This window comes from Pseudomonas sp. Z5-35 (assembly GCF_051131945.1).
In the GTDB taxonomy this organism is placed as follows: Bacteria; Pseudomonadota; Gammaproteobacteria; order Pseudomonadales; family Pseudomonadaceae; genus Aquipseudomonas; species Aquipseudomonas marvdashtae.
Genome location: NZ_CP071640.1, coordinates 1,805,570 through 1,820,199 on the forward strand (window position 1 = coordinate 1,805,570; position 14,630 = coordinate 1,820,199).

The following is a 14,630-nucleotide window of genomic DNA, read 5'->3' on the forward strand; positions in this document are numbered from 1 at the left end:
TAATCATGACCATTCAAAACAATGCACTGCCAACGGCACGCAAACCCCTGGACCTGCGCCGCTTCCTCGACGACTGGGTCATGCTGCTGGCGGCCATCGGCATCTTCGTGCTCTGCACCTTGATGATCGACAACTTCCTGTCTCCGCTGAACATGCGCGGCCTGGGCCTGGCGATTTCCACCACCGGCATCGCCGCCTGCACCATGCTGTATTGCTTGGCGTCCGGGCACTTCGACTTGTCGGTCGGTTCGGTGATTGCCTGTGCCGGTGTGGTCGCGGCGGTGGTGATGCGCGATACCAACAGCGTGTTCCTGGGCGTGAGCGCAGCGCTGGCGATGGGGCTGATCGTCGGCCTGATCAACGGCATCGTGATTGCCAAGCTGCGGGTCAACGCGTTGATCACGACGCTGGCGACCATGCAGATCGTTCGCGGGCTGGCCTACATCTTCGCCAATGGCAAGGCGGTGGGTGTGTCGCAGGAATCGTTCTTCGTCTTCGGCAACGGCCAGTTGTTCGGCGTGCCGGTGCCGATCCTGATCACCATCGTCTGCTTCCTGTTTTTCGGCTGGCTGCTGAACTACACCACCTACGGGCGCAACACCATGGCCATCGGTGGTAACCAGGAAGCGGCGTTGTTGGCGGGGGTGAACGTTGATCGCACCAAGATCATCATCTTCGCCGTGCATGGCTTGATCGGCGCGCTGGCCGGGGTAATCCTGGCGTCGCGCATGACCTCGGGCCAACCGATGATCGGCCAGGGCTTCGAGCTGACCGTCATCTCGGCTTGCGTGCTGGGTGGGGTTTCATTAAGTGGTGGCATTGGCATGATTCGCCACGTCATCGCGGGTGTGCTGATCCTGGCGATCATCGAAAACGCGATGAACCTGAAGAACATCGATACCTTCTACCAATACGTCATCCGCGGGTCGATCTTGCTGCTGGCGGTGGTGATCGACCGGTTGAAACAGCGCTGATAACCCTCTGCGGCAGGCCTGCTCGATGGCGTCGTCCTTGACGCCATCGTTCATCCCGCCTTGCGCAACGCTTCGACCAACTCTTGCTTGCGCATCTTCGAACGCCCGGGAATGTTCTTCGCCCGGGCTTCTTTCATCAGGCTGTCCACGGTCTGGGCCTCATGGGAGGCTTTGCTGGTACGCGGATGCCCTTCGCGGGTCTTGGCGGCACGACGGGCCGATTCCTTGCGATCGGATTGCTTTTCCCCGACGGACTTTTTCTTCCCGGACCCACCGGAGCGCTCGCCGCCGCCCGATTGCTTGTTGACCGTAGCCCAGGCCCGAGCCTCGGCCTCATTCTCAGACACACCTTTTTGCTCGTAGCTTTTTTCGATGTGCTCGGCCTTGCGCTTTTGCTCGTCGGTGTACTTCTCTTTGCTTCCACGAGGCATGAAGTGTTCCTCCTCAATGTGTGAGCAGAGCGGCGGCCCGCACTACTGGCTCGCGCCACCTTCCGAGCCGGAACCGCCGGTGGTGGTTTTCGAACCCACGCCGGTATCGGCATTGTCAGGGGCGGTGGAGTCCGGGGTGTTCATGCCGCCCTGGCGACCGGTGTCGTTCCCTTGGACGCGTGGGTCCGTTCCAGTGGCGGGCGGCTGGCCATTGTTCAAGCCACCGGTACCGTCGGTGTTCAGCTTGGGCAAGCCTTGCGTGGCGGGGGAATTCGGAGCCTGGACGGGGTCGGTCGGCCCTGTGCCAGAGGTCGACGCTGCTAATGCCGCCGAAGACAGCAGTGCAGCGAATGTGAACGCAGTCAGCCTTGAATAAATCATGGTGTCGCCTCCATTTTTGGAATGCTTGCCTGATTTTTGGCCGCGCTGGAGCGGGGTTGGTGCCTGGGCGGCGACGAATGGCACACTGGAAGCCTTGTCCAGAAGATGTGACGAGCACCGCGTAGCGGCTTAGTATGGCGCTTTCAATTGGCTACAAGGCCCGTTCATGTCGATCGAGATCCGTCCCGCGCAACCTAGCGATGCGCCTCAAATCCTTGCCTTCATCACTGAGCTTGCCGATTACGAGAAAGCCCGCCACGAAGTCATCGCCAGTGTGACCGATATCGAGCGCAGCCTGTTCAGTGAAGGCGCAACCGCCCACGGCTTGATCTGCCTGCGTGATGGCGTGCCCATCGGTTTTGCGGTGTTCTTCTTCAGTTACTCCACTTGGCTGGGCAGCAACTGCCTGTACCTCGAAGACTTGTACATCACTCCCGAACAGCGCGGTGGCGGGGCGGGCAAGACGCTGCTGCGGCACTTGGCGAGGATCGCCTGTGACAACGATTGCGGTCGCTTCGAATGGAGCGTGCTGGACTGGAACACGCCGGCCATCGAGTTCTACAAGTCCCTCGGCGCGCAACCGCAGGAGGAGTGGGTGCGCTATCGGATGGACGGCAAAGTGCTCCGGGATTTTGCCAACGGCAACTGATTCATGCGTATGCGCTGGACGCGTACTCGGCAAATCCGCGGCGTTGTTCGAGCCGCTTGCAGTAGGCGGCCACCGCCGGATAGTCCGGACGCTCCATGGGCGTCTGGCGCCAGCGATGCGCGGACAGGCCGATAAGCACGTCGGCGAGGCAGAAATCCGCGCCGGCCACATAGGCTTCGGTGCGACTCAGCTGATCCTCCAGCAACCCCATCGTCTTGTTCCAGCGTTTAACCCCGGCGGCGATGAGCTGTGGGTCCTGGAAGTCCGGGTGTTTGCGCACCAGTCCGTAAAACGCATCGCCCCATGACGGGTTGAGCTCCGTGGCTTGCCAGTCCATCCACTGTTCTATACGCGCCCGTGCGGCAGGCTCGATGGGAAGCAGATCGCTGCGCCCATGTTTGCCGACCAGGTAGCGGCAAATGGTATTCGACTCCCAGAGCACGCCGTTCTCGTCAATGATCACTGGCACCTGGGCGTTGGGGTTGAGCGCCAGGAACGCCGGGTCATGGGTCGAGGCAAAGCCGATGCCCCAATCTTCGCGTTCGTAGGAAAGGTCCAGTTCCTGACAGGTCCACAGTACTTTTCTGACGTTGATCGAGGAGGTGCGGCCGAGGATCTTCAGTCGATGTTCCATGTTCTTTCCTGAGTTTTTGGCGTCCGATCAAAAACGTAGCAGGGTCTGGGACGGATGGCGACTATCAATGATATATCCCAATATATGGGAGTGATATTTATATATTGAGATTTTCCCGTGCCCGGGTTTATAGTCCGTCTCACTCACTGCCAAATAAACAGAACAGGTGAAGCGGATGCAGGCGCAATTGATCGCGCTCGATTGGGGAACTACCTCATTACGGGCTTACAAACTCGCCGCTGGAGGCGAGGTGCTCGAACAGCGTTCGCTGTCGTCGGGGATCATGCAGTTACCGTCCGGGCCGCGAACCGTGGCCGGGCGGGAGTGCGTCGATGGGTTCGAGCTGGCCTTCGATGAAGCCTGCGGCGACTGGCTCGATGCGCAGCCGAGCCTGCCCGTCATTGCTTGCGGCATGGTCGGCAGCGCCCAAGGCTGGCGCGAAGCGCCTTACTGCGACACGCCTGCAAACGTCGCCAACCTCGGACATTCCCTACAAGTCATTCGCAGCCTTCGCGGTGTCGATGTGCACATCGTGCCCGGCGTGATCCAGCGTTCACGCTTGCCCAATGTCATGCGTGGCGAAGAAACCCAAGTGCTTGGCGCCTTGCACAGCCTGCCGAACGAAGCGGTGCTGATCGGCCTGCCGGGCAGCCACTCGAAGTGGGTGGAAGTCACCGATGGCTGCATTGTGCATTTCGACACCTTCATGACCGGCGAGATCTTCGCCGTGCTCAGCGACCACAGCATCCTCGGTCGTACCCAACAGCGCGGCGCGGCGTTCGATGGCCTGGCCTTCGATCGCGGCGTGCAGGTGGCGTTGTCTACGGATGGCCAGATCGGCCCGTTGTCCACCGTATTCAGTGCCCGCAGCCTGGGGCTGACCGGCGAACTTGGCGCCAGCGCCCAGGCCGATTATCTCTCCGGCCTGTTGATCGGTCATGAGCTGACGGCCCTTGCCGCGGCGCAACGCCATCGACGCAACAGCGTGCACCTGCCGACGGTGGTGCTGATCGGCAACTCTCAACTCTGCGCCCGTTATCAACGGGCCCTCGACGCCTGCGGTTTCGCCCGGGTGACCTTGGCCGAACAGGCCACCGAACGTGGGTTGTGGCAACTGGCCGTGGCGGCCGGGCTGCTCGACGCCGCCGCATTGCGTTAAACCTGACTGGAGGTCTGACATGCTCACACAAGCACTGGCGCAAAACGGGCTGATCGCGATTCTGCGCGGCCTGCGTCCCGAAGAGGCAGCCGCTGTCGGCGAAGTCCTTTATAGCGCTGGATTTCGCGTCATCGAGGTACCGCTCAATTCCCCTGAACCGTACGAAAGTATCCGCATCCTGCGCGGCACCTTGCCGGCCGATTGCTTGATCGGTGCAGGGACCGTGCTCAGGGCGGAACAGGTCGAGCAGGTAAAAGCCGCTGGCGGCCAAGTCATCGTCATGCCCCACAGCGATCCGAAGGTGCTGCGAGCGGCGAAAGCGGCGGGTCTGTACCTGGCGCCCGGCGTCGCCACGCCCACCGAAGCCTTCGCCGCGCTGGCCGAAGGCGCTCACGTGCTGAAGATGTTCCCGGCCGAGCAGATGGGCCCGGCGGTGGTCAAGGCCTGGCTCGCGGTGCTGCCGGCCGGGACCGTATTGGTGCCGGTGGGCGGGATCACCCCTGACAACATGGCGGTGTTCGTCGAAGCCGGCGTCAAGGGGTTCGGCCTCGGTTCCGGGCTGTTCAAGCCGGGCCTGACAGCGGACGAAGTGGCGGTGCGCGCCAAGGCCTACGTCGCCGCGTGGAATGCCTTGAACTGAAGACTTTTCCGGCGCCACGCGCGCTGCATCCGATAAGAGAGACAAGAAGATGAAAATCACCAAGCTGACCACGTTTATTGTTCCGCCGCGCTGGTGCTTCCTCAAGGTCGAGACCGATGAAGGCGTGACCGGCTGGGGCGAACCCGTGGTCGAAGGCCGTGCCCACACGGTGGCGGCTGCCGTCGAGGAATTGTCCGACTACCTGATCGGCAAGGACCCACGCAATATCGAAGACATCTGGACCGTGCTCTATCGTGGCGGCTTCTACCGCGGCGGTGCCATCCACATGAGCGCCCTGGCCGGTATCGATCAGGCGTTATGGGACATCAAGGGCAAGGCCCTGGGTGTGTCGGTCAGTGATCTGCTGGGCGGTCAGGTGCGTGACAAGATTCGTGTGTACTCGTGGATCGGCGGCGATCGTCCGGCCGACACCGCCCGGGCGGCGAAAGAAGCCGTGGCGCGGGGGTTTACCGCGGTGAAGATGAACGGCACCGAAGAGCTGCAGTTTCTCGACACCTTTGAAAAAGTCGACCTGGCCCTCGCCAACGTAGCCGCGGTGCGCGACGCCGTCGGGCCGAACGTCGGCATTGGCGTGGACTTTCATGGCCGCGTGCATAAGCCAATGGCCAAGGTGTTGATGAAGGAACTCGACCCCTACAAGCTGATGTTCATCGAAGAACCGGTGCTCAGCGAAAACTACGAAGCGCTCAAGGAACTGGCGCCGCTGACCAGCACACCGATTGCCTTGGGCGAGCGGCTGTTCTCGCGTTGGGATTTCAAGCGTGTACTCAGCGAGGGCTACGTGGACATCATCCAACCGGATGCCTCCCACGCCGGCGGCATCACCGAAACCCGCAAGATCGCCAACATGGCCGAGGCCTACGACGTGGCGCTGGCGCTGCATTGCCCGTTGGGCCCAATCGCCCTGGCGGCATGCCTGCAACTGGACGCGGTTTGCTACAACGCGTTTATCCAGGAGCAGAGCCTGGGCATTCACTACAACGAAAGCAACGACCTGCTGGATTACATCAAGGATCCGCAGGTGTTCGACTACGACAAGGGCTTCGTGAAAATCCCCAACGGTCCGGGCCTGGGCATCGAGATCAACGAGGAATATGTGATTGAGCGCGCGGCCATCGGCCACCGCTGGCGCAACCCGATCTGGCGCCATGCCGATGGCAGTTTTGCCGAGTGGTGAGTGCCTAGACGCCCCACATTCCATGTGGCGAGGGAGCTTGCTCCCGCTCGACTGCGCAGCGGTCGCAAGAATTTTGACCAACGAACCCAGGGGCTGCTGCGCCCGAGGCGTCGGGCCGGCCCAGCGGGAGCAAGCTCCATCGCCACGGCGGTCGACGTAGCCGCTCATAAGTTTCGCCCTCAATAAACATAAAAAGAGGCACCTCACATGCAAGCGCACACCCTGAACGCGCAGGCGTCGTTGGTGACGCCCAGCCGCAAGCGTTTTTTCATCATGGTCCTGCTGTTCATCACCGTGGTGATCAATTACCTGGACCGCAGCAACCTCTCGATTGCCGCTCCTGCAATGACCAGTGAGCTGGGCATTGATCCGATTCATGTCGGGCTGATTTTCTCGGCGTTCGGCTGGACCTACGCCGCCATGCAAATCCCCGGTGGCTGGCTGGTGGACCGGGTGCCGCCGCGCATTCTGTACAGCGTGGCGCTGCTGTTGTGGTCGGTGGCCACGGTGATGCTCGGTTTCGTTTCCAGTTTTATTGCGTTATTCGTCCTGCGCATGGCGGTCGGTGCGTTGGAAGCACCGGCTTATCCGATCAACAGCCGCGTCGTTACCACGTGGTTTCCAGAGCGTGAGCGGGCCACGGCGATTGGTTTCTACACGTCTGGACAGTTCGTCGGGCTGGCATTCCTGACACCGGTCCTGGCGTGGCTGCAGCATGCCTTCGGCTGGCACATGGTGTTCGTCGCGACCGGTGCCGTCGGTATTCTCTGGGCGTTGATCTGGTACGCGGTGTATCGCGAGCCGCGGGATTTCAAAGGCGCCAATGCCGCCGAAATCGAGCTGATCCGCGAAGGCGGCGGGCTGGTGGATATCCAGGCCGAGACGGCGAAGGTCAAGGCGAAATTCAGCTGGACTGACTTGGGCATCGTCCTGACCCAGCGCAAGCTTTGGGGCATTTACCTGGGACAGTTCTGCCTCAACTCCACGCTGTGGTTTTTCCTGACGTGGTTCCCGACCTACCTGGTGAAATATCGCGGCATGGACTTCATCAAGTCTGGCCTGCTGGCGTCGTTGCCGTTCCTCGCGGCGTTTGTCGGCGTGCTGTGCTCCGGGTTCTTCTCCGACTGGCTGATCCGCCGCGGCACCAGCGTGGGGTTTGCGCGCAAGCTACCGATCATTGGCGGGCTGCTGATTTCCACCTCAATCATCGGTGCCAACTTCGTCGAGTCGACGCCGCTGGTGATCGCGTTCCTGGCCCTGGCGTTCTTCGGCAATGGCCTGGCGTCGATCACTTGGTCGCTGGTTTCCACCTTGGCACCGGCGCGGTTGCTCGGCTTGACCGGCGGGGTGTTCAACTTCATCGGCAACCTGGCGGCCATCGCCACGCCGATTGTCATTGGCTTCCTCGCCAGCGGCGATTCGTTTGCCCCGGCCATTACCTATATCGCTGTCCTGGCATTGGCTGGCGCGCTTTCCTACATCCTGCTGGTCGGGAAAGTCGAGCGCATCGAGTTGTAGTCCCGTGGGGCGGGCGACCATAATGCCGCCCGTTCCCTCGCTCACTGTGAAAGGCCGGATATGCAAGACGCCCCAAAAAATACCAAGGACGCAGCGCCCACGGGCACGCAGACATTGCTGCGCGGCCTGGGCGTGGTCCAGGCGGTCGCCAGCGGAGCCCGCGACTTGAAGGAAATCGCCCGGCTGATCGGGACCACGCGCAGCACCACTCATCGCCTGGCCAGTTGCCTGGTGGATGAACGTTACCTGCGCGTGGTGCCGCAAGTGGGCTACCTGCTTGGGCCGAAGTTGATTGAATTGGGTTTTCAGGCGCGGGAAGAGCTGCCGCTGGTGAGCCTGGCGGGGCCCTACCTGGATGAACTGTCGGCGCTCACCGGTGACACCGTCCACCTGGCGATTCGCGAGGGCGACGAGGTCTTGTACCTGCTGAAGAATCCCGGACGTAATGGCCCGGAAATGCGCTCGCGCGTCGGCCATCGCATGCCGTTGGCGCGCACCGGCATCGGCAAGGCGCTGATGCTCGATGACCCGCAGGACCAATGGAAGAGGCTGTATGAAATCAGCCTGCCGGCAGGTGGGAAGAATCAGTTCTGGCCGCTGCACCAGGAGCAGTCTTGGGAGCAGTTCCAGCAGCGAATGGTGGAATACGTCGCGGGGGGCTATGCCTACGACCTGGAGGACAACGAACCGTCGATTCGCTGTGTAGCGGCGCCGATCCGAGACGCGGGCAAGCGCATCGTCGCCGGTATCAGCATCGCCAGCACCGTGCCGTACATGCCGCTGGAAAAAATGGCCGAGCTGATTCCCCTGGTCAAAGGGGTCACAGCCCGGCTATCGGCGGAGTTGGGCGCCAAGGTTTGACGAACGTCAGGCCTTGAGCGTCGCCATGTCGATGACGAAGCGATACTTCACGTCCCCGGCGATCATGCGGCTGTAGGCCTCGTTGATCTGGCGGATGTCGAGCATTTCAATGTCGCAACTGATGTTGTGCTCGGCGCAGAAGTCCAGCACCTCCTGGGTTTCTGCGACACCACCGATCAGCGAGCCGGCCAGGACACGGCGACCCATGATCAGTTTTGCCGCATGCACTGGCGGTTCGACCGGTTCGACCAGGCCCACGATGATGTGCACGCCGTCGAAACGCAGCGTGTCGAGGTAGGGGTTGAGGTCGTGCTGCACCGGAATGGTGTCCAGCAGGAAGTGGAATCGTCCGGCCGCCGCGGCCATTTGTTCGGCGTCGGTGGACACGATCACATGGTCCGCGCCTTGGCGACGGGCTTCTTCGGCCTTGCTGGCCGAGCGGGTAAACAGGGTCACCTCGGCGCCCATCGCCTTGGCAAACTTGATGCCCATATGCCCCAGTCCGCCCATGCCCAGCACACCGACCTTGTCACCGGCTTTTACGCCATAGTGCTTGAGCGGCGAATAGGTGGTAATGCCGGCGCAGAGCAGCGGTGCGGCACTGGCTGGATCGAGTGTCTGCGGGATGCGCAGCACAAAGTGCTCGCTGACCACGATGCTCTCGGATTAGCCGCCCATGGTGTGGCCGCCGCTGATGCGGTCCGGGCTGGCGTAGGTCTGGGTCATGCCTTCGAAACAGTATTGCTCCAAGTCGGCGCGGCAAGCCTCGCACTCGCGGCAGGAGTCGACCATGCAGCCCACCCCCACCAAATCGCCTACTTTATGGCGAGTGACATTCGCACCGACAGCGGTGACTTTTCCGATGATTTCATGGCCAGGCATCAGCGGATAAACGGCGATGCCCCACTCATTGCGGGCCTGGTGGATGTCGGAATGACAGACGCCGCAATACAGGATCTCGATCGCCACGTCGTCGGCGCGCGGGCTGCGGCGCTCGAACTTCATGGGGGCGAGGGGCGTGGTGGGCGATTGAGCGGCGTATCCGATTGCTGTGTACATGATGGACCTCGCTAAGCAGTGAACGGTGAGGTGGTCCATTCTGGGGGTGCTCGCGGCAGGCGGCGATGGCGATTCCTACGTCTGTCATGCCTAATCCTCCGGTCTTGGCCAGGATCTGATCCTATGTGTCGCCAGACCTGCGATCATGGGTTCATCCCCTCTTCCGGAAAGTTTCTGCCCATGTTGTTGACCCGCCATCTCGATGCCAACGCCACCCTGGTTTCCCTGATCGAACCCTTGGCGACCCGTGACGGTTTTGTCCCGACGCAACTGCCCGGCGTGCATGCGCTTCGAGCCAGCCAGGACGTCGCTCGTGGCCCGCAGCTGTACGAGCCGAGCCTGGTGATCATCGCCCAAGGCAGCAAACTAGCGTACCTGGGGCCTCGCACGCTGGAATATGGTGCCGGGAATTATCTGATCCAGGCCCTGCCGGTGCCGTTCGAATGCGAAACCTACGCCTTGCCCAATGCTCCGCTGCTTGGGGTTTCCGTTGCGATCGATCGAGCGATGTTGGGGGAGCTGGTGTTGGCGATGGGGCTGGTACCGGGGCGGAACCTGGCGCCGCAGACGCCGGAATCGATGACGTGCGCAGTGCTCGATGACGCCATGCGTGGATGCGTCGAGCGCTTGCTGCGCTGCTTGCACGATCCGCTGGAATGCCAGGTCATGGGCCAGGCACGGCTGCGGGAACTGTTGTTCGTCGCACTGCGTGGCCCCCAGGCCGATGTGTTACGCGCACTGGTGGAACAACAAGGGCAATTCGCCCGGATTGCCGCTGCCCTGAGCCATTTGCACGCGCATTTTACCGAGCCGCTGAACGTCGAGACCCTGGCCAGTTGCGCGCACATGAGCGCCTCGACCTTTCATGAGCATTTCAAGCGCAGCACGTTGCAGACGCCCGTGCAGTACCTCAAGCGGCTGCGCCTGCTCAAGGCCCAGCGACTATTGCTCACCGAGGGCATGGGCGTGGCCGAGGTCGCTCATCAGGTGGGATACCAGAGTCCGTCGCAGTTCAGTCGGGAGTACAAGCGCTACTTCGAGCGTAATCCTGGGGAAGAGCGGGCAGCCTGATCCTTTGACGGAAGCGGCGCTGCTTTAATTGTGCACAACAAAAAGGCCCCCATTGCGGGAGCCTCGATGTTCAGCGTGTCGGCTTACATGTTCGGGTAAGTCGGACCGCCGGCGCCTTCCGGCGATACCCAGGTGATGTTCTGTGCTGGGTCCTTGATGTCGCAGGTCTTGCAGTGCACGCAGTTCTGGGCGTTGATCTGGAAGCGTTTTTCGCCGTCTTCCTTGGTGATGACTTCGTACACTCCAGCCGGGCAGTAGCGCTGGGCCGGCTCGTCGTACAGCGGCAGGTTCTTGCTGATCGGGATGCTTGGGTCGGTCAGCTTCAGGTGGCAAGGCTGTTCTTCTTCATGGTTGGTACCGGAGATGAACACCGAGCTGAGTTTGTCGAAGCTGATCTTGCCGTCCGGTTTCGGGTAGTCGATTTTCTTGCAATCGGCCGCCAGTTTCAGGCACGCGTAGTCCGGCTTGGTATCGCGCAGGGTGATTGGTAGCTTGCCGCCGAAGATGTTCTGGTCGAGCCAGTTGAAACCCCCGCCGATAATCGCGCCGTATTTGTGGATCGCTGCGCCGAAATTGCGGCTGGCGAACAGTTCTTCGTACAGCCAGCTGGCCTTGAACGCGTCGACATAGCTGTTCAGTTCGTCGGCACCTTCGGAGCCGGCGAACAGCGCATCGGCCACGGCCTCGGCGGCGAGCATGCCGGATTTCATCGCCGTGTGGCTGCCCTTGATCTTGGCGAAGTTCAGGGTGCCGAGGTCGCAACCGATCAGCGCGCCGCCCTTGAAGACCATTTTCGGCAGCGAATTCAGGCCACCCTTGGCGATGGCGCGTGCGCCGTAGCTGACGCGCTTGCCGCCTTCCAGGTATTGCTTTAGCACCGGGTGATGCTTGAGGCGCTGGAATTCGTCGAACGGCGACAGGAACGTATTGCTGTAGGACAGGTCGACGATCAGGCCGACCACCACTTGGTTGTTTTCCAGGTGGTAAAGGAAAGAGCCACCGGTGTTTTCGGTGCCCATGATGTCCAGCGGCCAACCGGCGGTGTGCACCACCAGGCCTGGCTGATGCTTGGCCGGGTCGATTTCCCAGATTTCCTTCAGGCCGATGCCGTAGTGCTGGGCGTCGGCCTCGCTGTCCAGGTTGAAACGCTTGATCAACTGCTTGCCGATATGGCCACGGCAGCCTTCGGCGAACAGTGTGTACTTGCCGCGCAGTTCCATGCCGGGGGTGTAGAGGCCTTCCTTCGGATTGCCTTCGCGGTCGACACCCAGGTCGCCGGTGATGATCCCGCGCACCACGCCGTTCTCGTCGAACAGCGCTTCCTGGGCGGCGAAGCCTGGGTAGATTTCCACACCCAGGTTCTCGGCCTGCTGGGCCAGCCAGCGGCACAGGTTGCCCAGGGAAATAATATAGTTGCCTTCGTTGTGCATGGTCTTGGGCACAAAGAAGTCAGGGATTTTGCTCGCGGTCTCGGCGTTCTTCAGGACATAAATGTCATCGCGCTTGACGGGCGTATTCAACGGGGCGCCGAGTTCTTTCCAGTCCGGGAACAGTTCGTTCAGGGCGCGCGGTTCAAACACCGCGCCGGAGAGAATGTGCGCACCGACTTCGGAGCCTTTTTCGACCACGCAGACGCTGATTTCCTTACCGGCTTCGGCGGCCTTCTGTTTCAGTCGGCAAGCGGCAGACAGGCCAGCGGGGCCGGCACCGACGATGACCACGTCGAATTCCATGTATTCGCGTTCCACAGGCTATCTCCTACTCAAGGCTCTACAGTTTTTTCTAATTGGAGGTTTGGCGATGCATCCGTCGTTTCTTTGGCCAGGCGACGAAAGCGACAATGAATGACCCGCGCTTCTCTCTTAAGCGGCGCATTATATCTACACCACTCTCAGGGTCCAATACAAACGTTTGTTTGAAATTGCCGCAGCCCAGATAAATCACTGACGTACGGCTTATGACTGACCATTTTGCCGTATTGACCGGAATAGGCGTTCCGGTCAAGATACGGGCGGTTTTGCGCTCGCCGTAGGCTGACTGTTGGTTTCAAGAGCACCTCTAAAGACAGGGCGAAGGCAGCACAAAGTGACGAGTTGCGTGGTTCGGACGCGCAGTTTACACGCCGCGATAATGAATGACTCATCGGTCATCACTGACGAATGGTCTTCACTCCCGTGAGCAAAGGTCATGTGTGGTTCATGCCGGCGTTTTTAGAGGTGCCCTTGCGCCCATGATCATCAACCGCCAGGTTCGCCCGGGCGGCTTTCTTTTCACCGGAGAGTAACGAGGAATCCATGAAGGTTCTTGTAGCTGTCAAACGAGTGGTCGACTATAACGTCAAGGTTCGCGTCAAGGCGGACAACTCCGGCGTCGACCTCGCCAACGTCAAGATGTCGATGAATCCATTCTGCGAAATCGCCGTAGAAGAAGCCGTACGCCTGAAAGAGAAAGGCGTGGCGACTGAGATCGTCGTCGTTTCCATCGGCCCGACCACCGCCCAGGAGCAACTGCGCACCGCGCTGGCGCTGGGTGCCGATCGCGCCATCCTCGTCGAATCCGCCGAAGACCTGACTTCCCTGGCCGTGGCCAAGCTGCTCAAGGCCGTTGTCGATAAGGAGCAGCCACAGCTGGTGATCCTCGGCAAGCAGGCCATCGACAGCGACAACAACCAGACCGGTCAGATGCTCGCGGCATTGAGCGGCTATGGTCAGGGCACCTTCGCTTCGAAAGTCGAAGTGTCTGGCGACAGCGTTGCCGTGACTCGCGAAATCGACGGCGGCGCGCAGACCGTTTCGCTGAAGCTGCCGGCCATCGTTACCACCGACCTGCGTTTGAACGAGCCGCGCTATGCGTCCCTGCCAAACATCATGAAAGCCAAGAAGAAGCCGCTTGAAGTGCTGACTCCGGATGCTTTGGGCGTTTCCACCGCCTCCACCAACAAGACCCTGAAAGTCGAAGCGCCGGCTGCACGCAGCGCGGGCATCAAGGTCAAGTCGGTGGCTGAACTGGTCGAGAAACTGAAAAACGAAGCGAAGGTAATCTGACTATGACTATCTTGGTAATCGCCGAACACGATAACAAGGCGCTGGCTCCGGCCACGCTGAACACCGTTGCTGCCGCTGCCAAAATCGGTGGTGACGTGCACGTTCTTGTGGCCGGGCAGGGCGCGAGCGCCGTTGCCGAAGCCGCCGCGAAAATCGCTGGCGTGGCTAAAGTGCTGTCGGCCGACAACGCCGCCTACGCGCACCAACTGCCGGAAAACGTTGCGCCGCTGGTTGCTGAGCTGGGCAAGGGCTACAGCCACATCCTGGCTGCCGCTACCTCCAACGGCAAGAACATCCTGCCGCGCGTTGCCGCTGCGCTGGACGTCGACCAGATCTCCGAGATCATCTCGGTAGAAAGCGCCGACACGTTCAAACGCCCGATCTACGCCGGTAACGCCATTGCCACCGTGCAGTCTAACGCTGCGGTCAAGGTCATCACCGTGCGCGCCACCGGTTTCGACCCGGTTGCCGCCGAAGGTGGCTCGGCTGCCGTTGAGGCAGTGGGCGCTGCCCATGACGCCGGCATCTCCAGCTTCGTCAACGAAGAACTGGCCAAGTCCGATCGTCCTGAGCTGACCGCTGCTAAGATCGTCGTTTCCGGCGGCCGTGGCATGCAGAACGGTGACAACTTCAAGCACCTGTACGCCCTGGCCGACAAGCTGGGCGCTGCCGTCGGCGCTTCCCGCGCGGCGGTCGACGCAGGTTTCGTGCCCAACGACATGCAGGTCGGCCAGACCGGCAAGATCGTTGCGCCACAGCTGTACATCGCCGTCGGTATCTCCGGCGCGATCCAGCACCTGGCCGGCATGAAGGACTCCAAGGTGATCGTTGCGATCAACAAGGACGAAGAAGCACCGATCTTCCAGGTGGCCGACTACGGCCTGGTGGCGGACTTGTTCGAAGCCATCCCTGAGCTGGAGAAGCTGGTCTAATCCAGCGTCTTCACTTATAAAGAGCCCGGCCCTTTGGCCGGGCTTTTTATTTTCTGCACTGTTTATTTGATGCAAGGGG

At 61.2% G+C, this 14,630-nt stretch carries 14 protein-coding genes and 1 pseudogene; 10 read left to right on the top strand and 5 right to left on the bottom strand.

The genetic code is table 11. The features are described 5' to 3' along the window. Positions 1-5: 5 nt before the first annotated feature. Positions 6-974, top strand: coding sequence for an L-arabinose ABC transporter permease AraH (gene araH, locus J3P95_RS08545; RefSeq protein WP_025214842.1), 969 nt, complete (start codon positions 6-8; stop codon positions 972-974). A 50-nt stretch (positions 975-1,024) separates the two neighbouring features. Here araH and J3P95_RS08550 read toward each other — a convergent pair whose 3' ends face one another. Continuing rightward, on the bottom strand, positions 1,025-1,405 hold the full coding sequence (locus J3P95_RS08550; RefSeq protein WP_434577847.1) for a Rho termination factor N-terminal domain-containing protein: 381 nt from the start codon (positions 1,403-1,405) through the stop codon (positions 1,025-1,027). A 42-nt stretch (positions 1,406-1,447) separates the two neighbouring features. Beyond that, positions 1,448-1,786: a hypothetical protein gene (locus J3P95_RS08555; protein ID WP_186640778.1), complete on the bottom strand. Its 339-nt coding sequence runs from the start codon at positions 1,784-1,786 to the stop codon at positions 1,448-1,450. A 166-nt stretch (positions 1,787-1,952) separates the two neighbouring features. Here J3P95_RS08555 and J3P95_RS08560 point away from each other — a divergent pair, with 166 nt between their 5' ends. Continuing rightward, positions 1,953-2,435 carry a GNAT family N-acetyltransferase gene (locus J3P95_RS08560; protein WP_434577845.1) on the top strand — a complete coding sequence of 161 codons (483 nt, stop codon included), beginning with the start codon at positions 1,953-1,955 and terminating at the stop codon, positions 2,433-2,435. Position 2,436: 1 nt separating this feature from the next. Here J3P95_RS08560 and J3P95_RS08565 read toward each other — a convergent pair whose 3' ends face one another. Next, entirely contained in the window at positions 2,437-3,069 is a 633-nt protein-coding gene (locus J3P95_RS08565; protein WP_434577843.1) for a glutathione S-transferase family protein, read from the bottom strand. 175 nt (positions 3,070-3,244) lie between these two features. On the opposite strand from J3P95_RS08565, the gene J3P95_RS08570 reads away from it, so the two are divergent. The 5 genes from J3P95_RS08570 (at position 3,245) to J3P95_RS08590 (ending at position 8,445) form a co-directional block, all read left to right on the top strand. Continuing rightward, a complete protein-coding gene (locus J3P95_RS08570; protein WP_434577841.1) occupies positions 3,245-4,228 on the top strand; it encodes a 2-dehydro-3-deoxygalactonokinase in 984 nt (327 codons plus the stop codon). 19 nt (positions 4,229-4,247) lie between these two features. Continuing rightward, entirely contained in the window at positions 4,248-4,868 is a 621-nt protein-coding gene (locus J3P95_RS08575) for a 2-dehydro-3-deoxy-6-phosphogalactonate aldolase (protein ID WP_434577839.1), read from the top strand. A 49-nt stretch (positions 4,869-4,917) separates the two neighbouring features. After that, entirely contained in the window at positions 4,918-6,066 is a 1,149-nt protein-coding gene (dgoD, locus tag J3P95_RS08580) for a galactonate dehydratase (protein ID WP_003179439.1), read from the top strand. 207 nt (positions 6,067-6,273) lie between these two features. Further along, a complete protein-coding gene (locus tag J3P95_RS08585; protein ID WP_434577837.1) occupies positions 6,274-7,584 on the top strand; it encodes an MFS transporter in 1,311 nt (436 codons plus the stop codon). A 60-nt stretch (positions 7,585-7,644) separates the two neighbouring features. Further along, positions 7,645-8,445, top strand: coding sequence for an IclR family transcriptional regulator (locus tag J3P95_RS08590; RefSeq protein ID WP_434562127.1), 801 nt, complete (start codon positions 7,645-7,647; stop codon positions 8,443-8,445). 6 nt (positions 8,446-8,451) lie between these two features. Here the strand turns inward: J3P95_RS08590 and J3P95_RS08595 are convergent. Further along, positions 8,452-9,504: pseudogene (locus tag J3P95_RS08595) on the bottom strand (NAD(P)-dependent alcohol dehydrogenase). Positions 9,505-9,684: 180 nt separating this feature from the next. On the opposite strand from J3P95_RS08595, the gene J3P95_RS08600 reads away from it, so the two are divergent. Then, positions 9,685-10,575 carry an AraC family transcriptional regulator N-terminal domain-containing protein gene (locus J3P95_RS08600; protein WP_434562131.1) on the top strand — a complete coding sequence of 297 codons (891 nt, stop codon included), beginning with the start codon at positions 9,685-9,687 and terminating at the stop codon, positions 10,573-10,575. Between the two features lie 83 nt (positions 10,576-10,658). Here the strand turns inward: J3P95_RS08600 and J3P95_RS08605 are convergent, their stop codons facing one another. After that, entirely contained in the window at positions 10,659-12,323 is a 1,665-nt protein-coding gene (locus tag J3P95_RS08605; protein WP_434562133.1) for an electron transfer flavoprotein-ubiquinone oxidoreductase, read from the bottom strand. A 546-nt stretch (positions 12,324-12,869) separates the two neighbouring features. Here J3P95_RS08605 and J3P95_RS08610 point away from each other — a divergent pair. Beyond that, positions 12,870-13,619 (top strand): electron transfer flavoprotein subunit beta/FixA family protein, encoded by a 750-nt coding sequence (locus J3P95_RS08610; protein ID WP_007908338.1) that lies wholly within the window; start codon positions 12,870-12,872, stop codon positions 13,617-13,619. Between the two features lie 2 nt (positions 13,620-13,621). Continuing rightward, positions 13,622-14,551, top strand: coding sequence for an electron transfer flavoprotein subunit alpha/FixB family protein (locus J3P95_RS08615; RefSeq protein ID WP_434562135.1), 930 nt, complete (start codon positions 13,622-13,624; stop codon positions 14,549-14,551). Positions 14,552-14,630 lie beyond the last annotated feature (79 nt).